This window comes from Sporolactobacillus laevolacticus DSM 442 (assembly GCF_000497245.1).
Lineage (GTDB): Bacteria > Bacillota > Bacilli > Bacillales > Sporolactobacillaceae > Sporolactobacillus > Sporolactobacillus laevolacticus.
This window is the reverse complement of record NZ_AWTC01000025.1, coordinates 15,049-35,526: the sequence shown is the minus strand read 5'-3', so window position 1 is coordinate 35,526 and position 20,478 is coordinate 15,049. Positions and strand designations below refer to the sequence as shown.

Annotated in this window: 23 protein-coding genes; all 23 read right to left on the bottom strand. The window is 45.9% G+C overall.

Annotated elements, in window-relative coordinates:
• Nucleotides 1-81: 81 nt before the first annotated feature.
• The gene (purR, locus tag P343_RS35610) at nucleotides 82-927 is read right to left on the bottom strand and encodes a pur operon repressor (protein ID WP_023511709.1); all 846 of its coding nucleotides are present in this window, start codon (nucleotides 925-927) and stop codon (nucleotides 82-84) included.
• 43 nt (nucleotides 928-970) lie between these two features.
• Nucleotides 971-1,849, bottom strand: a complete 879-nt coding sequence (ispE, locus tag P343_RS35605) for a 4-(cytidine 5'-diphospho)-2-C-methyl-D-erythritol kinase (RefSeq protein ID WP_023511708.1) — start codon at nucleotides 1,847-1,849, stop codon at nucleotides 971-973.
• Nucleotides 1,850-1,951: 102 nt separating this feature from the next.
• Entirely contained in the window at nucleotides 1,952-2,140 is a 189-nt protein-coding gene (locus P343_RS35600) for a small, acid-soluble spore protein, alpha/beta type (RefSeq protein ID WP_023511707.1), read from the bottom strand.
• Nucleotides 2,141-2,357: 217 nt separating this feature from the next.
• Nucleotides 2,358-2,612, bottom strand: a complete 255-nt coding sequence (locus P343_RS35595; protein WP_023511706.1) for a Veg family protein — start codon at nucleotides 2,610-2,612, stop codon at nucleotides 2,358-2,360.
• Between the two features lie 165 nt (nucleotides 2,613-2,777).
• Nucleotides 2,778-3,641: a sporulation peptidase YabG gene (gene yabG, locus P343_RS35590; RefSeq protein WP_023511705.1), complete on the bottom strand. Its 864-nt coding sequence runs from the start codon at nucleotides 3,639-3,641 to the stop codon at nucleotides 2,778-2,780.
• Between the two features lie 534 nt (nucleotides 3,642-4,175).
• Nucleotides 4,176-5,045: a 16S rRNA (adenine(1518)-N(6)/adenine(1519)-N(6))-dimethyltransferase RsmA gene (gene rsmA, locus P343_RS35585; RefSeq protein ID WP_023511704.1), complete on the bottom strand. Its 870-nt coding sequence runs from the start codon at nucleotides 5,043-5,045 to the stop codon at nucleotides 4,176-4,178.
• A gap of 5 nt (nucleotides 5,046-5,050) precedes the next feature.
• The gene (gene rnmV, locus P343_RS35580; protein WP_023511703.1) at nucleotides 5,051-5,602 is read right to left on the bottom strand and encodes a ribonuclease M5; all 552 of its coding nucleotides are present in this window, start codon (nucleotides 5,600-5,602) and stop codon (nucleotides 5,051-5,053) included.
• A gap of 15 nt (nucleotides 5,603-5,617) precedes the next feature.
• Nucleotides 5,618-6,403, bottom strand: coding sequence for a TatD family hydrolase (locus tag P343_RS35575; protein ID WP_023511702.1), 786 nt, complete (start codon nucleotides 6,401-6,403; stop codon nucleotides 5,618-5,620).
• Between the two features lie 107 nt (nucleotides 6,404-6,510).
• Nucleotides 6,511-8,514: a methionine--tRNA ligase gene (gene metG, locus P343_RS35570; protein ID WP_023511701.1), complete on the bottom strand. Its 2,004-nt coding sequence runs from the start codon at nucleotides 8,512-8,514 to the stop codon at nucleotides 6,511-6,513.
• Between the two features lie 513 nt (nucleotides 8,515-9,027).
• On the bottom strand, nucleotides 9,028-9,915 hold the full coding sequence (gene rsmI / locus P343_RS35565) for a 16S rRNA (cytidine(1402)-2'-O)-methyltransferase (protein ID WP_023511700.1): 888 nt from the start codon (nucleotides 9,913-9,915) through the stop codon (nucleotides 9,028-9,030).
• The gene (locus tag P343_RS35560; RefSeq protein WP_023511699.1) at nucleotides 9,881-10,168 is read right to left on the bottom strand and encodes a GIY-YIG nuclease family protein; all 288 of its coding nucleotides are present in this window, start codon (nucleotides 10,166-10,168) and stop codon (nucleotides 9,881-9,883) included. The genes rsmI and P343_RS35560 overlap by 35 nt, the downstream gene beginning before the upstream one ends.
• Entirely contained in the window at nucleotides 10,165-10,902 is a 738-nt protein-coding gene (locus tag P343_RS35555) for a tRNA1(Val) (adenine(37)-N6)-methyltransferase (protein WP_023511698.1), read from the bottom strand. The genes P343_RS35560 and P343_RS35555 overlap by 4 nt, the downstream gene beginning before the upstream one ends.
• Before the next feature lie 31 nt (nucleotides 10,903-10,933).
• Complete coding sequence (gene yabA / locus P343_RS35550; RefSeq protein WP_023511697.1) at nucleotides 10,934-11,293, bottom strand: DNA replication initiation control protein YabA; 360 nt, start codon at nucleotides 11,291-11,293, stop codon at nucleotides 10,934-10,936.
• A 13-nt stretch (nucleotides 11,294-11,306) separates the two neighbouring features.
• Nucleotides 11,307-12,137 (bottom strand): PSP1 domain-containing protein, encoded by an 831-nt coding sequence (locus tag P343_RS35545; RefSeq protein ID WP_023511696.1) that lies wholly within the window; start codon nucleotides 12,135-12,137, stop codon nucleotides 11,307-11,309.
• The gene (gene holB / locus P343_RS35540; RefSeq protein ID WP_023511695.1) at nucleotides 12,134-13,132 is read right to left on the bottom strand and encodes a DNA polymerase III subunit delta'; all 999 of its coding nucleotides are present in this window, start codon (nucleotides 13,130-13,132) and stop codon (nucleotides 12,134-12,136) included. Before holB ends, P343_RS35545 begins: the two co-directional genes overlap by 4 nt.
• Before the next feature lie 34 nt (nucleotides 13,133-13,166).
• The gene (locus P343_RS35535) at nucleotides 13,167-13,604 is read right to left on the bottom strand and encodes a YaaR family protein (RefSeq protein WP_023511694.1); all 438 of its coding nucleotides are present in this window, start codon (nucleotides 13,602-13,604) and stop codon (nucleotides 13,167-13,169) included.
• Between the two features lie 31 nt (nucleotides 13,605-13,635).
• A complete protein-coding gene (locus tag P343_RS35530; RefSeq protein WP_031264266.1) occupies nucleotides 13,636-13,965 on the bottom strand; it encodes a cyclic-di-AMP receptor in 330 nt (109 codons plus the stop codon).
• 32 nt (nucleotides 13,966-13,997) lie between these two features.
• Nucleotides 13,998-14,684: a dTMP kinase gene (tmk, locus tag P343_RS35525; RefSeq protein WP_023511692.1), complete on the bottom strand. Its 687-nt coding sequence runs from the start codon at nucleotides 14,682-14,684 to the stop codon at nucleotides 13,998-14,000.
• Nucleotides 14,685-14,686: 2 nt separating this feature from the next.
• Nucleotides 14,687-16,129, bottom strand: coding sequence for an aminotransferase class I/II-fold pyridoxal phosphate-dependent enzyme (locus tag P343_RS35520; RefSeq protein ID WP_023511691.1), 1,443 nt, complete (start codon nucleotides 16,127-16,129; stop codon nucleotides 14,687-14,689).
• A gap of 311 nt (nucleotides 16,130-16,440) precedes the next feature.
• A complete protein-coding gene (locus tag P343_RS37295) occupies nucleotides 16,441-16,608 on the bottom strand; it encodes a hypothetical protein (protein ID WP_023511690.1) in 168 nt (55 codons plus the stop codon).
• A gap of 121 nt (nucleotides 16,609-16,729) precedes the next feature.
• The gene (locus P343_RS35515) at nucleotides 16,730-17,305 is read right to left on the bottom strand and encodes a VanZ family protein (protein WP_023511689.1); all 576 of its coding nucleotides are present in this window, start codon (nucleotides 17,303-17,305) and stop codon (nucleotides 16,730-16,732) included.
• Between the two features lie 150 nt (nucleotides 17,306-17,455).
• Nucleotides 17,456-18,133 (bottom strand): response regulator transcription factor, encoded by a 678-nt coding sequence (locus tag P343_RS35510; protein WP_023511688.1) that lies wholly within the window; start codon nucleotides 18,131-18,133, stop codon nucleotides 17,456-17,458.
• Nucleotides 18,134-18,158: 25 nt separating this feature from the next.
• Nucleotides 18,159-20,471, bottom strand: coding sequence for an ATP-binding protein (locus P343_RS35505; RefSeq protein ID WP_023511687.1), 2,313 nt, complete (start codon nucleotides 20,469-20,471; stop codon nucleotides 18,159-18,161).
• Between the last annotated feature and the right edge of the window lie 7 nt (nucleotides 20,472-20,478).

The window sequence follows — 20,478 nt, the reverse complement described above, 5'->3', positions numbered from 1 at the left end:
TAGCAAAAGAAAAATAAATATTTTTAATTCTTTACGCATATGCTGGAGGACGGTGCCTAAGATATTATGAAAATTCATCCTTTATTCACTGATCTGTGATACGGGAATCGACAGCCATTTTGCCACGTTACCGTTTTCAATAGTCAGGGTGTCTTCTTGCTCAAGAATGGACAATTTGAGGAGGGATACATACTGATCAACCAATTTTGGCCGTTCATCGTTTTTTTCGACAAACACTGCCATTCCGGCAACCTCAGCGCCAAATTCCTTGGTTAAATTCATCATGCCTTTCATGGTCCCGCCAGCCTTCATAAAATCATCGACGATCAGGACACGCGCATGTTCTTTGAGACTGCGACGTGGAAGGACCATTGTCTGAATCCGCTTTGAAGAGCCTGAAATATAATTAATGCTTACGGTCGATCCTTCAGTAACCTTGCTGCTCCTGCGCACAACGACAACTGGAACACTGCACTGGGAAGCTACCGCATAGGCGAGCGGAATACCTTTCGTCTCCATAGTCATGACCGCGTCCAGTTTCTTGTCGATAAAAACAGAAGCAATCAGACGTCCGATCGCATTAATGTAGTCCGGCTTTCCAAGGATATCGGTCATATATAAATAACCTCCTGGAAGAAGCCGTTCTTTCTGAGTTATTTGACTCTGCAGATCGCTGAGCAGCTGATTCGCTTCCGTACAACCCATGCATGGCATGTAGCATACTCCGCCTGTCGCCCCCGCCTGTGTCTGAAGTTGCCCGATTTCCTGAGATTCAAAGTTCTCTTTGATAATCGTCAGATCTTCGCTAATCGAGGATTTGGCAGATTCGTACCGTTCCGAAAAGTAGGAAAGCGGGATCACCTGATGAGGATGCCGCAGCAGATATTCCGTCATATCCACAAGTCTGCTGCTTCGCTTGAGTTTCATGATAATCCTCCAAATCCGAATAATTTAAGGCAATTCTACACCATTATTCGTATTCAGACAAGAGGGCAAACGGTTTACAGAGACGAACAGCGAAAACTTGTGAACAATAACCTTTCATTCCATTCATCAGGCGCTGCATTCGCGACTCATGCTGGGTAAGCGCAAATACAGTTGGCCCGCTTCCGCTCATCAGGATACCTTCAGCGCCAATCCCTTTCATATGTGCCTTAATTTTGGCGATATCTGCTACTTTTTTCATGGTCACCGCTTCAAGCGTGTTGCCAAGCAAATGGCAGATACCTTGAAAATCTTCACGTTCAATCGCTTTAATCATTTCATCAACGTTCGGGTGCTTAGCAGGCTGGCTATCCAGATCTTTATAGATTTGCGCGGTTGACACGGATACCGCCGGCTTGACCAAAATCACCCAACACGGAGGCAAAGAAGGCAGCGGAGCGATTTGTTCGCCCCGCCCGGTTGCGAGTGCTGTTCCTCCCTTGACACAAAAAGCGACATCAGAACCAATCTTAGCCGCAATCTCCAGCATATCCTGATAAGTCATGCCAATATTCCAAAGCCGGTTCAAAGCGCGAATCGTAGCTGCCGCATCTGTGCTGCCTCCGGCAAGGCCAGCTGACACAGGTATATTTTTTTTAATTGAAATCTCTACTCCACGGTGAATACCATAAGTTTCCTTAATACATTTCGCTGCCTGATAAGCGAAATTCCGCTCATCCTCAGGCACATAAGGTGCTGATGTCCGAATAGAAATCGTATCTTCCGGCAAATCTTCGCATTCCACTCGATCCGCTAGATCAATCGAGGTCATCACCATTCGCACCTCATGATATCCATCGGCCCTTTTTCCGAGAACGTCCAAGGACAGATTGATTTTGGCGGGCGCTTTCTCAAGTACTCTCAAACAGTTCCCCCACTTCCCATTACTATCTACACTATATAGGAAACAAGCATGAAGAAAAAGGGGGTTCCATCCGTTTCCGGACAGAATCCCCTCTTTTCATGCTCAATCATCGCGCTTTTCTGCGTTTGACAGCTGTTGTTCAGCTTTCTGGATAGCAAGACGTACCATGTTACCGGCGTCTCGGGCTTTGATGCCGCCCCATCCTTCTGTTTTCACCGTATCATAAAAACCCAGCTCTTTGGCAAGTTCCTCTTTAAACGATTCAGACATGATGCCTCTGCGTCTGGCCATGATCGGCACAACCCCTTTCCAATGGTCGAGCAAAATTAGGTTGTGCCAATTTGCTTCCTTCTATTCGCTAAACGTGCTAAAATGAATTTTGACGATGAGCATTATATAAAGCATAAACGCGCATCATCAATTTTGTTCTCACAGTTGGAACAAAAATGTGTGCGCGCATCCGCTAATATAATTGATCTGTTATCATAGAAAACGGACAAGCTCATCATTACTGGCCGCTCGCCATTTCCTCCAAAAAGGTGAGTTCCACCGAGTCCGTCAAAACGTCTGTGTAGCTGTAAGAAACGCGATCATATGCGTTCGAATCTTTGTCCAGCCTCACGATAAATACTGACGGATAGGTCCCTTCCAAAACACCAATGCGTTGAATCGTTTTGCGCCTGCCACCGTTTGCCTTCAATGTCAAACGTTTGCCGACACGTTCATCTAAAGCGCCCTTGATATCATCAATGGTTTTTCCCATCCCGACAATCCACCTCGCTTAATTATAAGTATACCACAATGGATGTCAAAAAATCAAATAGTATGAATTATATCAGGAAACCATTATGACTGTCAATATATTTGCGGCTTCTTTTATCCATTTTTTTCTGCTCAGATTCGACCTAATTTTCACTTCTCAAACAGGTTAATCCGTAGGATAGGGGAGGCCTGTACGCAGCATGCCTCGACTCTCAACGCCGCCAAGGCCACCCGCTCCTGTCAGCGTGTTTCTCAGAACTTCCCACACATTCACGCTATCCATAAAAGAAGTGAAACTGATTCTGGCTGCTAAATACACCGGATCAAGTGCATGAATATTGATCCGGTCAGGCGAACTGGCAAAATTAGCGCCAGCGCGGATCAGGTATTCAAAATGAGATTGGCACGCCCCTGAAAAAATAATCATTTGGTCAAGACTCGGCCAATGATAGCGCACTTCTTTTACAGTTCTAATGAAATATCCCGAATTTCGGTATGCCTTAATATCATCCGCCATCCCCTTATTTTTCATGAACGCGTCATGACCGGTCAGCACAAGAATATCCGGGCGAATCTGGCCGACAAGCTTAGGCACAAGATCAGGCATTTCTGACTCCGGCATGTATTTTCCAATCACCGGCACTCTAAGCTTCTCATAAAAAGCGAGACACTTCTTTAAATAATAAGGATCACCGTCTATATGAAGCACGCGTCCGGGCATTTCAAAATAAGAGGTGTCTTCCCGATAACCATTCGTCGCCGTATAGCCCCGCTTAAGCTTCATCCGCTTGTAGTCCTGCCTGAAAAGCTTGTAGGATTCCGCCTCCTTGGAACTTGTTATTTTTTCGTATTTCTCCCGTTCATCTTCAGTCACTGCCACCAGATCATCCAGTGGAGCATCCGCATAAAGGCGCAGCTCATGGCCAGTTAGTTCAGCGCTCTTTGTATCTTCATGAATCGCCACCACACGAAAAGGAAGATCGCAGTGGTACGAAGTCCGCGCCACGAGATCCCCAACTTGAATCGTCATGTCCCTCTCCCCCCGCGTCCGGCACCTGCAAGCATCAGAGCCATCCTTTCATACTATGATTGCCTGTATTAAAATATGCGCATTTTTAATGGGACTCCTTATATAAAGCTGTTTGCCGCCTTTTTTTCGTAGGTTCTGTAAAATTTTTATGTTGTTTTTTCAGTACGGTGATCTATTTATGCTTCGGCTGCTCACATCAACAGGTGCGGCGCGTGGGCAGAGCAGGAGCCCCTTCCGATAATCCTGCTTGCATTCTAATTTTTCGAATCCAAAAATGGACAAATTAAAGCTGAAAAAAACGAGCCATATTGCGGGCTCGCTCTTTATTAGAGTCTGTTCGAAAAGGAGGACAAAGGATAGGTTTACAGGCTAAGAACGCAACATCCTGTTGCAACGCCTGCACTAGCCCATCCTGGGCGTCGCAAGAAGNCACCGGAGCGTATGCGAATAATACGTGAGGAGCGGAAAAGCAAGTTGACACAGAGATTCGCCGGTAATTTTTCCCGGACTTTTCGAACGCCCTCTTATTACGATTTATTTATGGCTTAACACGTCGCTTAGCCGAGCAAATTCCTCGATGGTCAAGGTTTCGCCACGACGACCGGGGTCAATGCCTGTTTGCTCTAATACCTCAAGAAGCTGTTCTTTTTGTGTTTTATCATACAGATTATTGATCAAGTTATTCATCAATGTCTTCCGGCGTTGCGCAAAACTTGCTCGAACTAATTTATAGAAAAAAGTTTCATCATCCACCTTCACTTTTTTCTCCGGCCGAATATCCAGTCGAATGACTGCCGAATCAACATTAGGCTGAGGTACAAAAACCGTTTTCGGCACCGTCATCACAATTTTCGGCTCAGCAAGATACTGGACGGCAATGGATAACGATCCATAGCTCTTTTCCCCGGGCTCAGCCTGAAGACGACCGGCGACTTCTTTTTGAATCATGACGACAATGGTCTTAATTGGTAAGCCATCGGTAAGCAGCTTCATCAGAATCGGTGTCGTTACGTAATAGGGTAAATTAGCAACGACCTTCACCGGCACACCGGGCGGGCACTCTTGATCGATGATTTGATGAAGATTCAACTTCAGAACATCACCGAAATGAACCGACACGTTGTCAAAGTCTTGAAGCGTGTCTTTTAAAACAGGCTCCAGACGCTGATCAATTTCCACTGCAATGACTTTTTTTCCTCTACTCGCAAGCACCTGCGTAAGCGCGCCGGCACCTGGGCCAATTTCAAGCACATAGCTTTCTTCGTCAATATCGGCGGCTGATGCTATGTTATTCAAGATGTTCTCATCAATTAAAAAATTCTGTCCTAAGCTCTTCTTTAATGTAAATTGATGCTGGCGAATGACATCCTGCATAGTCTTAGGTGAAGAGATCCGTTTGTTCATGACACTCATTCCTCCAATCGGATGGCATCTATCGCCTGCATCAAGTCGCCTTCAGCGATTTGAAAGATGCGCAGCCGCTTGTACAATTGTTTTCCATTAGCGTAACCGATGTTCAGCTGATCGCAAAGCCGTTCACGCAAAGTCCTGGAGGTCTTCCCCCCGAGCAACCCCAGAGTTCTCAATGTCTGCATACTAATCTTTTCTTCAGGCGCTTCAAACTGAGTGTAGACCTTTTCAAGTGCCCGAAGAATCGCGCGCGGAGATGCATGCTCAATGCCCAAGCTTTCATTTGCGGCCCCTTGGCCCTCTACCCGCGTGATAAATGCGTGCTTGCAGCCAGGTACTGCGCTACTGACGATCTTACGGATCCGTTCACCGGGATAATCAGGATCTGTGAACACGATAACACCGCGACGCTCCTGGGCATTTTGAATCGCACGAATCGTTCGCTTGCTGACGCGGGATCCATTTGTTTCTATCGTGTCCGCATCAAGCGCGCGATGAATGGCCTCCGTGTCACTTCTGCCTTCTACAACAATAATTTCTTTAACAATCATTAGACTTCTCCTTGCTCAGTCATTTTCAGGCAGTGCTTGAATGCGGAAACAGCTCAAGGCATTTTCGGTCGTTATTTTTTCAATCGCATCCAGTGGCATCCCTTTGATTTCCGCGAGTTTTTCAGCAACGAGCCGGACGCGTGCCGGTTCATTTCGTTTCCCCCGAAATGGATGCGGACTCAAGAACGGACAGTCCGTCTCGATCAGCAGTCGATCCAATGGCACTTGAGCAGCCGTCTCACGCTGCAATTGTGCATTTTTAAAAGTCAGAGGTCCGCCAAAACTAATGAAAAAGTTCAGATCAATAAATTGTTGGGCCCATTCCCAATTATCGCTATAGCAATGCATCACACCGCCAACGGTCTCGGCATGCTCCTCGCGAAGAATACGTACAACATCCTCTGTTGCTTCACGATTATGAATAATCAGAGGCAATCCTGCTTCTTTAGCCAGACGAATCTGTCTGCGGAACACATCATGCTGCACCTTTTTCGGTGATTTATCCCAATGGTAATCCAGGCCGATTTCTCCCAGCGCGACGATACCCGGATGACTGAGTTCCTGTTTAATCATCTGAAAGTCGTCCTCAGTCATATCGATCGCATCTTCGGGATTCCAGCCAATCGCACCATAAATATATTTATGCCTGTCGATAATCGGAAAGACCCGTTTAATGGTCGACCGGTCAACACCGACAACGATCATCCGTCCAACACCCGCTTCTTCTGCTCGCGTCAGGACATCATGAAAGTCTTCATCAAACGATTCATCATTAATGTGTGTGTGCGTATCAAATAACATGACCGCCCTCCTTGCCTATCCTGTTTCAGCAAATTAACTCAAAAAAAGGCGGGATCTGCGCCCAACCGCTCATTTCCCGCCTTCCTGTTTCAATCAATAATAAATAATCAGCGAATTTTGGTACCGTTCGGCAGCGGACCCGAGACTGTTGCTACTTTTAATGTACCGTCTGCGTCTCCCGCCAGCAGCATGCCTTGAGAAAGTTCTCCTCTCAGCTTCACTGGTTTCAAATTAGCAATCACAATAATCTTCAAGCCGATCAATTCTTCAGGTTTATAAAATTCAGCGATTCCGGAAACAACTTGACGTTTTTCATAGCCTAAGTCTAGCTGAAGTTTCAAAAGTTTGTCCGCGCCTTTTACTTTATCCACTTTTAGTACTTCAGCAACGCGCAAATCGACTTTCTGGAAGTCATCGATGCTAATCTCCGTCGGAGCTTCCACAGGCGCTTTCGATTTCTTTTCTTTATTGCCGTTTGGTTTTGTATCCGCCGCACCACGCATCTGTGACTTGATATAAGCCACTTCCTCTTTAATATCAAGACGCGGGAAGATCGGATCTTCCTTGTGTACGGTCCATTGCCCCTTGTTGGTATCTGCGTTACCAATCGTTTCCCATGCCTGATCTGCCTGATCCTTCACACCAAGCTGACGGAAAATTTTCGTTGGTGTCGAGGTGAAGAACGGCTGGATCATAATCGATACAGCTCGGATCGTATTCACCAAGTGTTCCATAACCGAAGCAAGTTCACTCTTTTTCGTCTCATCCTTAGCCAAAACCCATGGCTGTGTATCGTCAATATACTTATTTGCCTGGCCAACGAGTTTCCAAATCGCAGACAATGCCACGGAGAACTGCAGGTTTTCCATCTGTCCTTCAACAACCGACACCGCATCTTGTAGGGCTGCTTCAAGACCCTTGTCGAATGCAGTTACCTGCCCAGCGTGAGCCGGCACTTTTCCTTCAAAGTACTGGCTGACCATCGCAACGGTCCGGTTAAGCAGGTTCCCCAAATCGTTGGCAAGGTCGAAATTGATGCGTTCCACAAATGCTTCTGGTGTGAAAAGTCCGTCCGAGCCGAAAGGCACTTCACGGAGCAGATAATAACGCAGCGCATCCAAGCCATAGCGGTCGATCAACGGTTCCGGATCGACAACGTTACCTTTAGACTTAGACATTTTTCCATCTTTCATCAGCAACCAGCCATGGCCGAACACTTTTTTCGGCAGCGGAAGGCCCAGCGCCATCAGCATAATTGGCCAATAGATTGTATGAAAACGAACGATTTCTTTGCCGACCAGATGCACATCAGCTGGCCAGAACTTTTTAAAATTCGTTTCATCGTCCGAGCCGTAACCGATCGCTGTTATATAATTAATCAGCGCGTCCAGCCACACATAGACCACATGCTTTGGATTACCCAGAACCTTGATTCCCCATGTATAGGATGTACGGGAAATTGCCAGATCTTCCAAACCAGGCTTAATGAAGTTGTTAATCATTTCGTTCTTGCGCGACTCCGGCTGAATAAAGTCCGGATGTTCTTCATAGTATTTCAACAGGCGATCGACATACTTGCTCATCTTGAAGAAATAGCATTCTTCTTTAACTTTCTCAACCGGGTGACCGCTGTCCGGACTTTTTCCGCCGATGACTTCGCCCTTGTCGTTCTTTTCGATATCCACGAGCTGTGATTCAGTATAGTATGTTTCATCAGGGATACTGTACCAGCCTTCATACTCACCCAGATAAATGTCGCCCTGTCTTTCCAACTGCGCGAAAATCTTTTGAACGACTTTCGTATGCCTTTCCTGCGTCGTGCGGATAAAGTCATCGTAGGAAATATCAAGCTTCTTCCAAAGCTGTTTGATTTGGGCCACCATGCCGTCCACATACTCAATTGGCGAAACGCCCTTTACTTTCGCTTTCTCTTCAATTTTCTGACCATGTTCATCAGTACCTGTCAGGAACATCACATCATAGCCGCGCAGTCGTTTATAACGGCACATCGCGTCCCCAGCCACCGTTGTGTAAGCGTGGCCAATATGTAATCTACCGCTTGGATAGTATATAGGCGTCGTTAGATAAAATGATTTGCTTTCCTCAGTCATAGAGCCCGTGCAACCTCCTTATTTATACCGTTTCCAAAAGATCCCTATCTTTAAAAACTATACGTTCCACTTGATTGAATGTCAAGAAAGCAAAGATCGCGCCAATCCACTTCCGGCGTACGATTTGCTTGGATTTGTTCCAAGCTTTTCCTTGAATAAAGCATGCTATTCATTTATTTAAATAGTGATACAAATTATATAAGAAAAACCGGGCAAAAAGCGCCCGGTTTTTCGATGTCACTCTTTATGCGGCTTTAATTCACCAAACTTGTGCTTCAATGACACTTCAGTTGCTGGCATCAACTGGTGCGACCGCAGGCAGTCCAGGAGCATCCTCGGACATACTTTTGCTTGCGATCAACAGGATCGCTCCGCAGGAATCTCACACTTTTGTGTTTGAATCAGAATTTTCCCCCGAACATTACGCCGCTGATATGAACCCTGAATTCACTCTAAATTTTATATGCTTTCTTTTCTTGTAAAAAAAGACTCACGCGTACGTGAATCCTCGGCTCAGCTTTCAATTTGATGATAGATCCGGTAAATCTCGCGTTTCGGCAAGGCGCGATCGGCTGCCGTCTGTTTGATTGCATCCTTCACAGTGATCTGCTGCTCCCGAACATAGTAATCCACATGCTCCTGAACGGAGAGAGCCGACCACCACAAGTCTTCCGAACGTTCCTCAGATTTGCTGTTTCCTTCGATGATCAGACAAAACTCGCCTTTAGGCATCTCGCCTTTGTTGAGGAACTCAATCACTTCATCAATTGATCCCCGAATAAACGTTTCGTACCTCTTAGTCAGCTCGCGGGAAAGTGAAATCCGGCGATTTTCGAAGGCTTCGGAAAGATCCTTCAGTGTATCTTTCACGCGAAAGGGAGATTCATAAAAAATGATTGAGTACGGAAATTGGCGCAATGATTCGAGTGCCTGCCCGCGTTCTTTCTTCGCTCGCGGGAGAAAACCATAGAATAAAAAGTGATCGGTCGACAAACCGGAGGCGATCAATCCTGTAATCGCAGCATTTGCCCCAGGCAACGGAACTACTGTAATCTCACGCTCGATGCAGGCTGCAGCGAGATCTGCGCCCGGATCAGATATACCCGGTGTTCCGGCATCAGTTACCAGCGCGATTGTCTTTCCATCCTCAAGCTCAGCAATCAGCTTGGCTCCGCTCGTCTTCTTGTTATGTTCATGATAGCTGACAAGCGGAGCGTGAATGTCAAAGTGTGAACATAGCTTCATCGTATGCCGGGTATCTTCAGCAGCTAATATATCCGCCTTTTTCAACACCTCAAGCGCTCGAAACGTCATGTCGTCAAGATTGCCGATTGGAGTTGGGACAAGGAAAAGCGTCCCTTTTCCATCATGATCGTTTTGAAAACTGCGCTGTTCCCACATCTGTGCCGCCCCTTTGGATTAATTCCTGCTTTTCCTTCCGTGTCAAATGCTTAATTGCCCATTCACGCTGCATCGCAGCGGGCTTATCCGATAGTTCTTCCTGATAGACAATCCGTACTGGTTTATGGCTGCGCGTGTATTTTGCACCTTTTCCGCTGCAATGAAGAGCGAACCGTTGCGCCACATCGACTGCGTAGCCCGTATAAAGGCTTCCATCTGCGCATTCCAATATATATACACTATAATGTTTCAAGGTTTAGGCCACACATCCTCTGTGTAGCGGCCGTCCGAGTGATAGACGACAATTGGCGGAAGCACCGAAACGCCAGGCTTGCCGCCTTTTGTCCCCTCAACCAATACAATATTTGCAGGCTTGTTACGATGAGGATGCACATATTGCAACCGTTTCGTTTCAATCCCTTCCGCACGCATACCTTCTACAATATCGACCAGCCGCTCCGGACGATGAACCATCGCGAACTTTCCACCGGGCTTTAGCAGGCTACTGCCGATCTCCAGAACATCCGCGAGCGTGATCATCAGTTCATGCCTAGCAATCGCCAAATGACGATTCAGCTTGATGTCGCGTGCTGCAGACATTGTAAAATAAGGCGGGTTGCACGTGACAATGTCACAAGTTCCACGCCCTATTTTACCTGTAATTTGCTTTGCATCTGCACATAGAAAATCGACTCGGTCTTCCAAGTGATTGAGTACGGCCCCACGTTCAGCGAGCGCACAAACTTCAGGCTGAATTTCGATCCCTGTGATCTGTCCCTTCGTCCGTTCGGATAAAAGGAACGGAATGACACCATTTCCGGAACATAGATCCACTAGCTTGCCACGTTGTATCGGTACATAGACAAATCGGGCAAGCAAGACGGAATCCAGCGAGAAAGGAAAAAGATCACTTGACTGAATGATTTTTAAATGCGTATGAAAAAGATAATCAATTCGTTCGTTTTTGTGATCGTATTGCTCATTCATTCTTTTCACCCATGCTGCCCTAACCACGTGATCATTTTTTATTCAGAAATGAGAGGCAAAACAAGCAGTCGCCATCATTGCGGACGCTGCCGTAATGCAGATTGCAAATATGGAAGCCCTCTTTATACAACCTCGCCAAGTTATCATACCCTTCACCGACGTCCGGCTCAGAAATGGTTCCTGATTTGCGCGTTGTCCGATTGGTCATGCTCTGATCCGTGTGATCGGCATCCTCAATGCGCTTTCTCAAGTTACGATTTTCTAAAGTAAGATTCTGATTTTCTTCCAATAGCACGGTGAGTTGAGCTTTCAAATTTCCAAAATCTACGTAGATTTGCCCCAGCTGTTCCTCCAAATGACTGACTTGTGAGAAAATGTCCTTCTTCTCCAAGTTCATCCACCTCTTATTTAGTTGCTTGCGAAGAAATAACCCCTTCTTCAATAAGCTCATCCAATGTATACTCAACAACTCTATTTTGTTCCTTTAATTCGATCTGAACCAAGTGCTCTAAAATATTCAGCCCGACGACGCGACCGGGACCATAGCTGACATCAACCGACTGGCCAATATCCGGAAGCGCCTTTTTGGCAGATTCATACTGATCATTTTCGTATTTCAGACAGCACATCAGCCGTCCGCAAACGCCTGATATTTTTGCAGGATTCAATGACAGATTCTGATCCTTCGCCATCTTAATCGACACCGGTTCGAAATCGCCAAGGAACGTTGAACAGCAAAGCATACGCCCGCAAGGTCCAATGCCGCCCAGCATTTTCGCTTCGTCTCGGACACCAATTTGCCGTAATTCAATTCTTGTCTTAAATACAGCCGCAAGATCCTTGACCAGCTCACGAAAATCAACGCGGCCGTCCGCGGTAAAATAAAAAATAATTTTATTGCGATCAAATGTATATTCAACATCCACCAGCTTCATTTCCAAGTGGTGATTGTATATTTTCTGAAGGCAGATATCCATTGCGGCCTGCGCGTCTTCCTTATTTTTGCTGACCTGCAATTCATCAGAATCCGTCGCAATACGCACCACTTTTTTCAGTGGCAGGACGACATCTTCTTCGTCAACGGTCTTTCTGCCGATAACAACTGTTCCGCATTCAATGCCTCTTGTCGTTTCCACGACAACATGTGCATTTTCAGGAATGGACAGCTGCTCCGGATCAAAATAATAAACTTTTCCGGCCTTCTTAAAACGAATGCCGACAATATCGTATTTCATTTATGGTTACCTCCTAACCTGATCACCAGCCGCTCCATGACGCTTACTCCATTGACATGCGCGTCCAGCTGCCTGCGGCCATCCAGAATAAATGACATCGCCCGAATCGTTTGATCAGATGAAAGCGAGAGCATTTGCTCCTTGAGTCCATCAACCTGATCCTCAAAGACAATCTCTTCTTGGCGGTTCAAATGAAGCGACAGAAGATCTCTATACCAAAACAGCAATAAGTCCAGACCGACAGCCATTTTCTGATTATTATCGAAGTTGGGAGAAAATTTTTCATAAATATAAGGCAGCACTGATTCTGAAGACTTGTGCAGTCTTTGCACCAATTGTAACACTTGGGAACGTGCCTCGGCAAACCATTCCTCTTTGCATAAAAGTAAGCCTTCTTCGTAATCATGAGTCAGTGCAGCAGCCAATTTCACCAATTGCTTTGGCTGACCATCCTGTGCCAAACGTCGTTCAACCGCCCGATCAGAAAGCGGAATAAAGGAGAGAACCTGACATCTGGAAATAATAGTGTCCAGCAGTTGATGGATGTGCTCAGTCACAAGAAGCGCGAGTGTCCCCGGATGGGGTTCCTCAATAAATTTCAGTAGACTGTTTTCAGCTTGAGTGGTCATTTTCTCTGCCTGCTCAATAATGAATACCTTTCGCCCCGACTCTACACTTCGGAATGCAAACTCCTTCATCAAATAGGCGATCTGTTCTTTTTTTATCGAAGCTGCCCCTTCATCAGGAGTGATCCAAATCACGTCCGGATGATTGCCCGAAGCGATTCTCCGGCAATTTCGGCACTCCATGCACGGTCCCTGATCTGAAAGCGATTCACAAAACAAGGTTTGCGCAACGAGCAGCGCTGTCTGGCGCTTGCCGGTCCCTTTTAGGCCTTCCAACAAATACGCATGTGCCAGTTCGTTTCTTTTTATAGCGTGCCGAAGAACCTTCGCCACGGTTTGTTGCTGCTCGCTTAGCTCCTGCCAGTTCATGCTTTTACACTCTCTTATCTAGTATTTACTGTATTTATACATATAAATTGATCAGCAAGCCTCGGATTTCGTCCAGTTGATCAAGCAATTTCAGTTCACCTTTATTTTTATCAAGCAAATCATTTGTCATCGTAATTAATTTCTGATCCACGGTCTTAACTAAAGTCTGTTGCGCTCCGCCTTGCTGCCATGAACGGGATTGCGCGGTGCCCAGTCCCGTCTGCACTGCCTCTTGAAGAAAAGAACGAACATAGTTCTTGTATACTTGCAGATCCCGGATTGTACGCGACACAGATACGCGTTTGGCTTGTTCATCAACTTTATTCAGCAAAGCTTTCAACGCGTCGGTTTTCATCGAACTTTTCTGTGTGGTTAAGGTGCGCTCAAAGGTCACGTGCGGCTGCGCTACGGAACTCTCTCGCTTTGATACCGATTCACTGATACCCGAATGCTGATTTATTTTTATCGCCATTGATGGATCCCCCAAGCCTTAGATGAATACGTCAAAAATGTTTAAATTGATCAACATCAAGAACAAAGACAGTCGCTCCGCCTACCTCGACCTCAACAGGATGCATCATATAGCCATCTGTATTGGCATCAAGCGAAGAGATAGGGGAAATTACCTGATTGCGGCTGTGACAATGCTCTCGGATAAGTTCAAGCAGATCTTCCACTTGATGATCTTCTGTGCCAATGATGAATGTCGTATTGCCCGACCGTAGGAAGCCGCCGGTACTAGCCAGCTTGGTCGCATGAAAGTCAGCATCCACCAACGCTTGCTGTAAGAGGTTACTGTCCTTGTCCTGAATTACGGCTACAATCAGTTTCAACGCAATCATCCTCTCGTACTGTAAATTTATAATTAGGGCATAAAAACATTATTCCGTTGCTTCATAAAATGGCGAAAATCTTCGATAATGTCCGAAAAAACTTGCCCATTGTCTTGTTCGCCATTAACCAAACAGACTCTAGATTTATTTTCTTCATAGATCGCGAGAAATCCTTTTCTTACCTGCTGATGATAAGCAAGCGCACGCCTTTCAATTCTGTCAAGGTCGCTTGCAGAGCTAGTGGCACCTTTCTCAGGGCTGCCACTTCGGCTTTTCATTCTGCTCCGTCCTGTTTCCGGGGAAACATCGATCATATAGGTCCGATCCGGCGTGATACCGCCTGTTGCAAAATGGTTGATCTGTTTAATTGTTTCTATAGGCTGGCCGAGGCCGTATCCCTGATAGGCAATTGACGCATCAACAAAGCGATCGCACAGCACAATTTTTCCTTCTCTGACCGCTGGAAGGATTTTTTCAGAAACATGCTGGCTTCTTGAAGCAGCGTAGAGCAAAATTTCCGTCTTATCCGCCAGCTCCGAATGATCGGGATTTAAAATAATCGATCGAATGGTGTCGCCGATCTCCGTTCCCCCAGGTTCACGAGTGAGCAGATAAGGAAGATGCCGATTTTCCAGTTCTTCAGCAAGCCGATGAATCTGTGTTGTTTTTCCTGAACCATCCGGTCCTTCAAATGTGATAAAAAGTCCTTTTTGTTCCATTTTTATGATGCTCCCGCCCGGTAAATCTTAATTTTTTCTTGATTGCTGCTGTCATTTTGGAAAACCGCTCCTGCCCGCTGCCAATAGTGGATCAGATCCAGACTGCTCTCCGTTATTCGCTCGCCTTGAATAACAACAGGAATACCCGGCGGATAAGGAATGACATGTTCAGCCGCCACAAGCCCGACCGCTTGATTCTGATCAACTTCATCTACACTCATTAAAGAAAGGTTCCGATATGAATCGGCAAGCTCTTCGCTCGCTGGAAATGCCGGTGCACGTTCTGGGTGTACTGAAGAACCTGCAGGACACCCGGACATCACTTGTTTTATCCGACAAAGGGCGCCGTCATAATCAATATGGTCCGACAGTCCGAGAACAAGCAGCACATGACGCGGATCAGCCATTTCCGGATAGAGTCCTAATTCAATCAATTTCCCTTGAACCTCAAATCCCGTTTCCTGTGTGTCCAGCTGTAATGTAACCTTAAACGGATCAACCATGAACCGACTTGGATTGTCTTGCAGTACACGCAGCCGATCTGTAGCTTGGAGACTATGAACGAACGCGTCCCGTTTTGAGAGAATAGTACTGATGCGGGCTGAATCAAGTGTCGCCATAAAATGCCTCGCTAAATCCAGCGTTGCCATAATCGGATATGAAGGACTTGAGCTTTGCAGCATTGCGCGAACAGACATGACCCTCTCAGCCGAAATGCGCACTGAATTGATATGCAGAAATGCGCCCATCGTCATTGCGGGCAACATCTTATGTGCAGAATGTACGACAAGATCCGCACCCATTTCCAATGTTGTTGCCGGGACAGGATTTCCCATTTTAAAATGCGGGCCATGCGCCTCGTCAACCAGTACCAATAGCCCGTTTGCATGCGCGTGCCCAATCAATTGGCGAACAGAGTGAGCAGCAATCCCATAATAATTAGGATAAGTCAGAATGAGTGCCTTAGCCTGTGGAAACTGGCGAAGACTTTCGGCAAATGAATCGAGTTCAATCCCTATAGGCAGCCCCGACTCTTCATCTATTGCCGGTGCTAGAAAAACAGGGTGAATATCCGCCAGTTTCAATGCGTTAAAAATTGATTTATGACTGTCCCGTTGCACAAAAACAACATCACCGGGGGAACAGGATGCCAGCACCATTGTCAGATTACCCACCGTTGATCCACCGACGAGGAAGTAGCTGGCACGTGTGCCATAGTAATCAGTGAGCAGCTGCTCTCCCTCACGAAGGATGCCTTCCGGATGATAGAGATCGTCCAAATGAGCGACTTCTGTCGCATCAAGCGCAAGAATCGGCTTAAAAATCGAAGAAGCTTTTTCTGGGAAAATGAGCCCATCCTTGTGCCCCGGCACATGAAAGGAATAGGCCTGCTTCTGGCTGTAGTCTAGTAATCCGTCAAAAATGGGAGTCCTGTTCTGATCCATGTAAAGCTTCCTTGAAATTTGATATCTTCATTTTAGCATAGTAGGGGAATTTTCAACCAATATTAAATAGAGGGTGTTCGGAAAGTCCGGGAAAAATTACCGGCGAATCTCTTTGTCAGCTTGCTTTTCCACTCCTCACGTATTATTTGCATACGCTCCGGTGCTCAAAGCTGCGCTTCCTCGACCTTCTTGGTCCTTTTTGTCCTCCTTTCGAACAGACTCTAATACAACCCGTTCATTAGAAAGGATTGTTAGACAGGCATTAAAAGTATGAAAGATTTAGCGATGTTGAGGGAAGCTGCATTAATTAATTATTTTTTCCCGATCTTGATTGTCAACTCTGTTGCGCCAATAATAAGCAAGGCGGCAACAAATAGGATAATGGCTGAAGAATGATTAATTACACTTGTATTCAAGACCAAGAGACTGAGACAGAGGAGCAGGACTCCGATAATAAATCCGGCTGTATGTTTCAACATATTCATCTCCAAAGAGAGTGATCTTATAACACTGAGGTAAATGACTGGGAGGTTCAGTGATGCCCAAATTACTTCATCACATTGCGAAAGAACACCTGTTGTTGATGCACTGCATGGGGTTTTATCTCGTTGACATTGTTTCTGAAATATAGTCTTTCATCCATTGCATTTTTTGCATCCAGTAAAAAAGAAAGGCGCCGATAACTACACCAAATGCATTGAGGATTAGCGCGTCAACATCGAAAAGATGTTTCGGAAATTGAGGAATGTTGTTCATTAGGAAGAGACCACATTCAATCAGGAAAGAGGCGGCAACACCGATGGTAATCAGTCCGGTGAGTGACATGCGTCCACGCGCTGCGAAACCGACAAAAAACATGAAAGGCATAGGCAGAAAAATACTCCACATGAGAATCCAATGCCCTTGACCGCTTTGCGTTTGCATCATAATGTTTCTAAATGGATGAAAATTGACCAATGTGCCTCCGGGACTGATAAGTGATCGTTCCGCAACACTCATCGGCTGCACAGTGAGCAACAGCGTAATAAGCAAGTAACCGATTAATAGAGACAAATATACCCCACGGTTATAAGTCAGTGTTCTTCTCACGTATTTTTCCCACAGCAAACTTGTAGAAAGGAGCACACTATAAGCCAGAAAAAACTCAAAAATCGTCGGATTTAGCACATGACTCATTCTTCCACCACCTTTCCGGTTCCCCTGATTTTCTTATACCCATCATAATACAAATCAGTCCGCATCAACCCGCATATTTGATGCGTGATACCGCATAAATCATGCGGGGGTACGAAGCCGCCGGAACGCGTGGTGAGATTAATGACAGCGTTAACTGTTCGTTTGATTTTGTTCGGCCGTATTCAGCTTTTTACGGAGATCCGGACTAATACCCAATTCATTCACTTTTTCAGCCGCTTCAACGCGTGAATGAACGCCTAATTTTTGGAATATACCCGTCAGATATTTTTGTACAGTCCGCTGCCCGATCAGAAGATTCTGAGCAATTTCACGATTTGTGTCGCCGTGCATCACACCAGCCAGGATGTCTCGCTCATTTTGATTAAGGTGTAGTTTTGATGATTCAATTCTAATTGAATCATTCACACGCAGCCGCTGAAACAACCACATCGGCAAAAGTACTTCATCGCGAAGCGCCGCATGAAGTGCGGCAATTAACGAATCAATAGATGCGGATTTACTCACAACTCCGGATATGCCTCGTTCAATCATCGATGCAAACAAAGGCTCAATCTCTGTCTCATATCCAGTATAAATGATAATCTTCGCATCGGCGTCCAAATCCAGAATCAGATCCGCAGCAGCCATTCCGTCCATATCCGGCATGTTTAAATCAACCAGAAACAGATCATAATGCCGTTTGCTCAAAATAAGCTGAATATTCTTTGCTGATTGCTGCGTCTCCACTTCGAATCCTGCGTTCTGCAAAACCGTCTTTGTTCCGCTAGCGACAACCGCATGATCGTCGATAACTAATACTGATGTCATACACCCAACCCCTTTAATGTCCTAATTAATTCATCGGCAGCTTGATCCGCACGAACAAGCCGTTATTATAGTCATCCATTATGTGTGAGCGAAAAGCAATGTTCCCGCCAAGGCCCTCTACCCTACTGATCAAGCCAGGCAACCCCGTTGTACTAAAAAAAGGAACAATCATCTGTTCATCCAGACCTTTCCCGTCGTCCTGATAGTTGAGAAGGCATCGCGTTGCTTCATAAACAAGATTCAACCTGACATGCGTTGCCTGGGAATGTTCGATGGCGTTGCGCAATAATTCCTGAACTGCACGGTAAAGACACAGCGCGCATTCCTTGGTCAGTGTGTGAGGCGCGTTTTCGACTTGTGTCTCCAGGTGAAAATCCGCAGTCAAATTCACACGTTGGAAAAGCGCATCGAGTGAACGATCCAGCTTTCCTCTAAAAATATCGGCAGGGTACCACTCCCTGATCATCTTGCGCATTCCCTCTGCATTGTCAAGTATTCGTTCACGGATATAGCTCAACCTGCGTACTGTCTCAGGATTGGAAAGCTTCTTCAATTCCGCATCGATATCACGCGCGATCGCCAACTGATCTTGAATATTTGTATCATGCATATCTCTAGATAGATGAGCTCGTTCCTGCTCAGAAATCGTAAAAAGCCAACGATTCATCGCTTGCGGGATCTTTTTACGGTCCGTCTCAAGATTATTAAACTCGCGCATTAACCCTTCCATTTTATAAAGATTGTCAACCACGACCCGGGCGTAGTTGATCAATGTTTCGAGCCACATGCGTTCATCAAAATTTAAGCCGCGTCCCGGTTTCATCCACTTGCCCGCAAGTATAACCTTCCGATCACGCTCACCCTTCAAGACCGCAGTAAATCCGATTTCATTTCTCTTCAGAACATACGCATGATCAAAGGTGATCTGAATGTTCTCCATCGATTTTTCCAAACGTCGGTTAATCTGGCGAATACTGCCATCCCTATTCACAACGAATAAAGCTGTTTCCTGAACAGGAAGCTCTGACAAAACAGCCCGGCGCAACATCAATTCGACATGACGCAGCGTATATTCAGTTTTTGACTTCTGAAGAAATCGGTTCAGCGTTTCCTGATGCGGCTCTCTCTTGGGATGGAGATATCTTCTTAATCTGTAATCCATATATTCCTTAATATAGAGAGTAATCAGACCAAGGCAAAAACTAAGTGCGCCGAGACGTGCGATATCCGAAGGGTTTTCCGTTAGATGACGCTGCACGAAACCGAGACATCCAATCAACAGCAGCAACGTAGCGGCAAAGCTAAGCGCGCAATAATAGCCCAGTCTCCCAATATAAAAAGACATATCAATGAGAGAAGAAGACAAAACGATATAGCAAAGCGTGATCGGCAACAGAATCGTCCACGGTGTGGTCCATTCCACAGGGACTATTGATGTCCCAATAATCATATTTGGTAAAGCATACAGGGCGATAAACGGAAACATCGCGAGAAAAAAACCTGCCATGATAATGTGGATGATCCTTCCGTATTCAGAAGCTCTGATCTGATAATACAGTCGAGCTAATTGAATGCAAAGCAAACCGAAAACAAAAACCGAAAAGACCAGTTCCTGCTGGTAGTAGGCGCTGACCTCCCTCGACGTAAAAAAGCAGCTGTTCAGGACAATCAATGTCCCGCATAGATAAAGACAGCCAAGCAGCCAGTTGGACACAAGCAGAAAGCCACATACCGAAAAATAGTCTCTTAAAAAATGCACGAGGAAGATCAGGGTGAACACAAGGGCCACACTCGTCAGCCTCAGACTCCAGCTATCGTGCCGGGTATTGGCTGACATTTCAAGAAGAACCGGGCTGACAGTGACTAGTAAGGCGATGAGCGTACGTACCACCGGGCTGCTTTCTTTGCGTATGTATAAAAAGAGAACGGCTACGAAACACGTCATAAAAAAAGCGAGCGGGCTAATTAAATAAAACAGTAATGCCCATTTGGAAGCACCATTGTCAATACTCAAAGTAAATTCGGATGGTCCACGCTCTAGGCTGATCGACTTGGCCTGTCCAACCATATCAAAACTTGATATGTTCCGATTTTCAAATGCGGGTTTTCCATCAATACGGATCACTGTATCTCCCGGTTGCACATTTGCCGAATCCGCCCAACTGTACGGCGCGACAAAACTGACGGTTACCCTATAGCCTTCACTTACTGTATAAATACCGACATAGGGACGTTCCAAGATTGCGTTCATGAAATGGATGGCAAGCGTCAGCGAAGAGACAAGAGCAGCAAGCAGCACAACCGAACGTCCCCACTTCTTCCAGTTATTTTCGATCATTTTAACC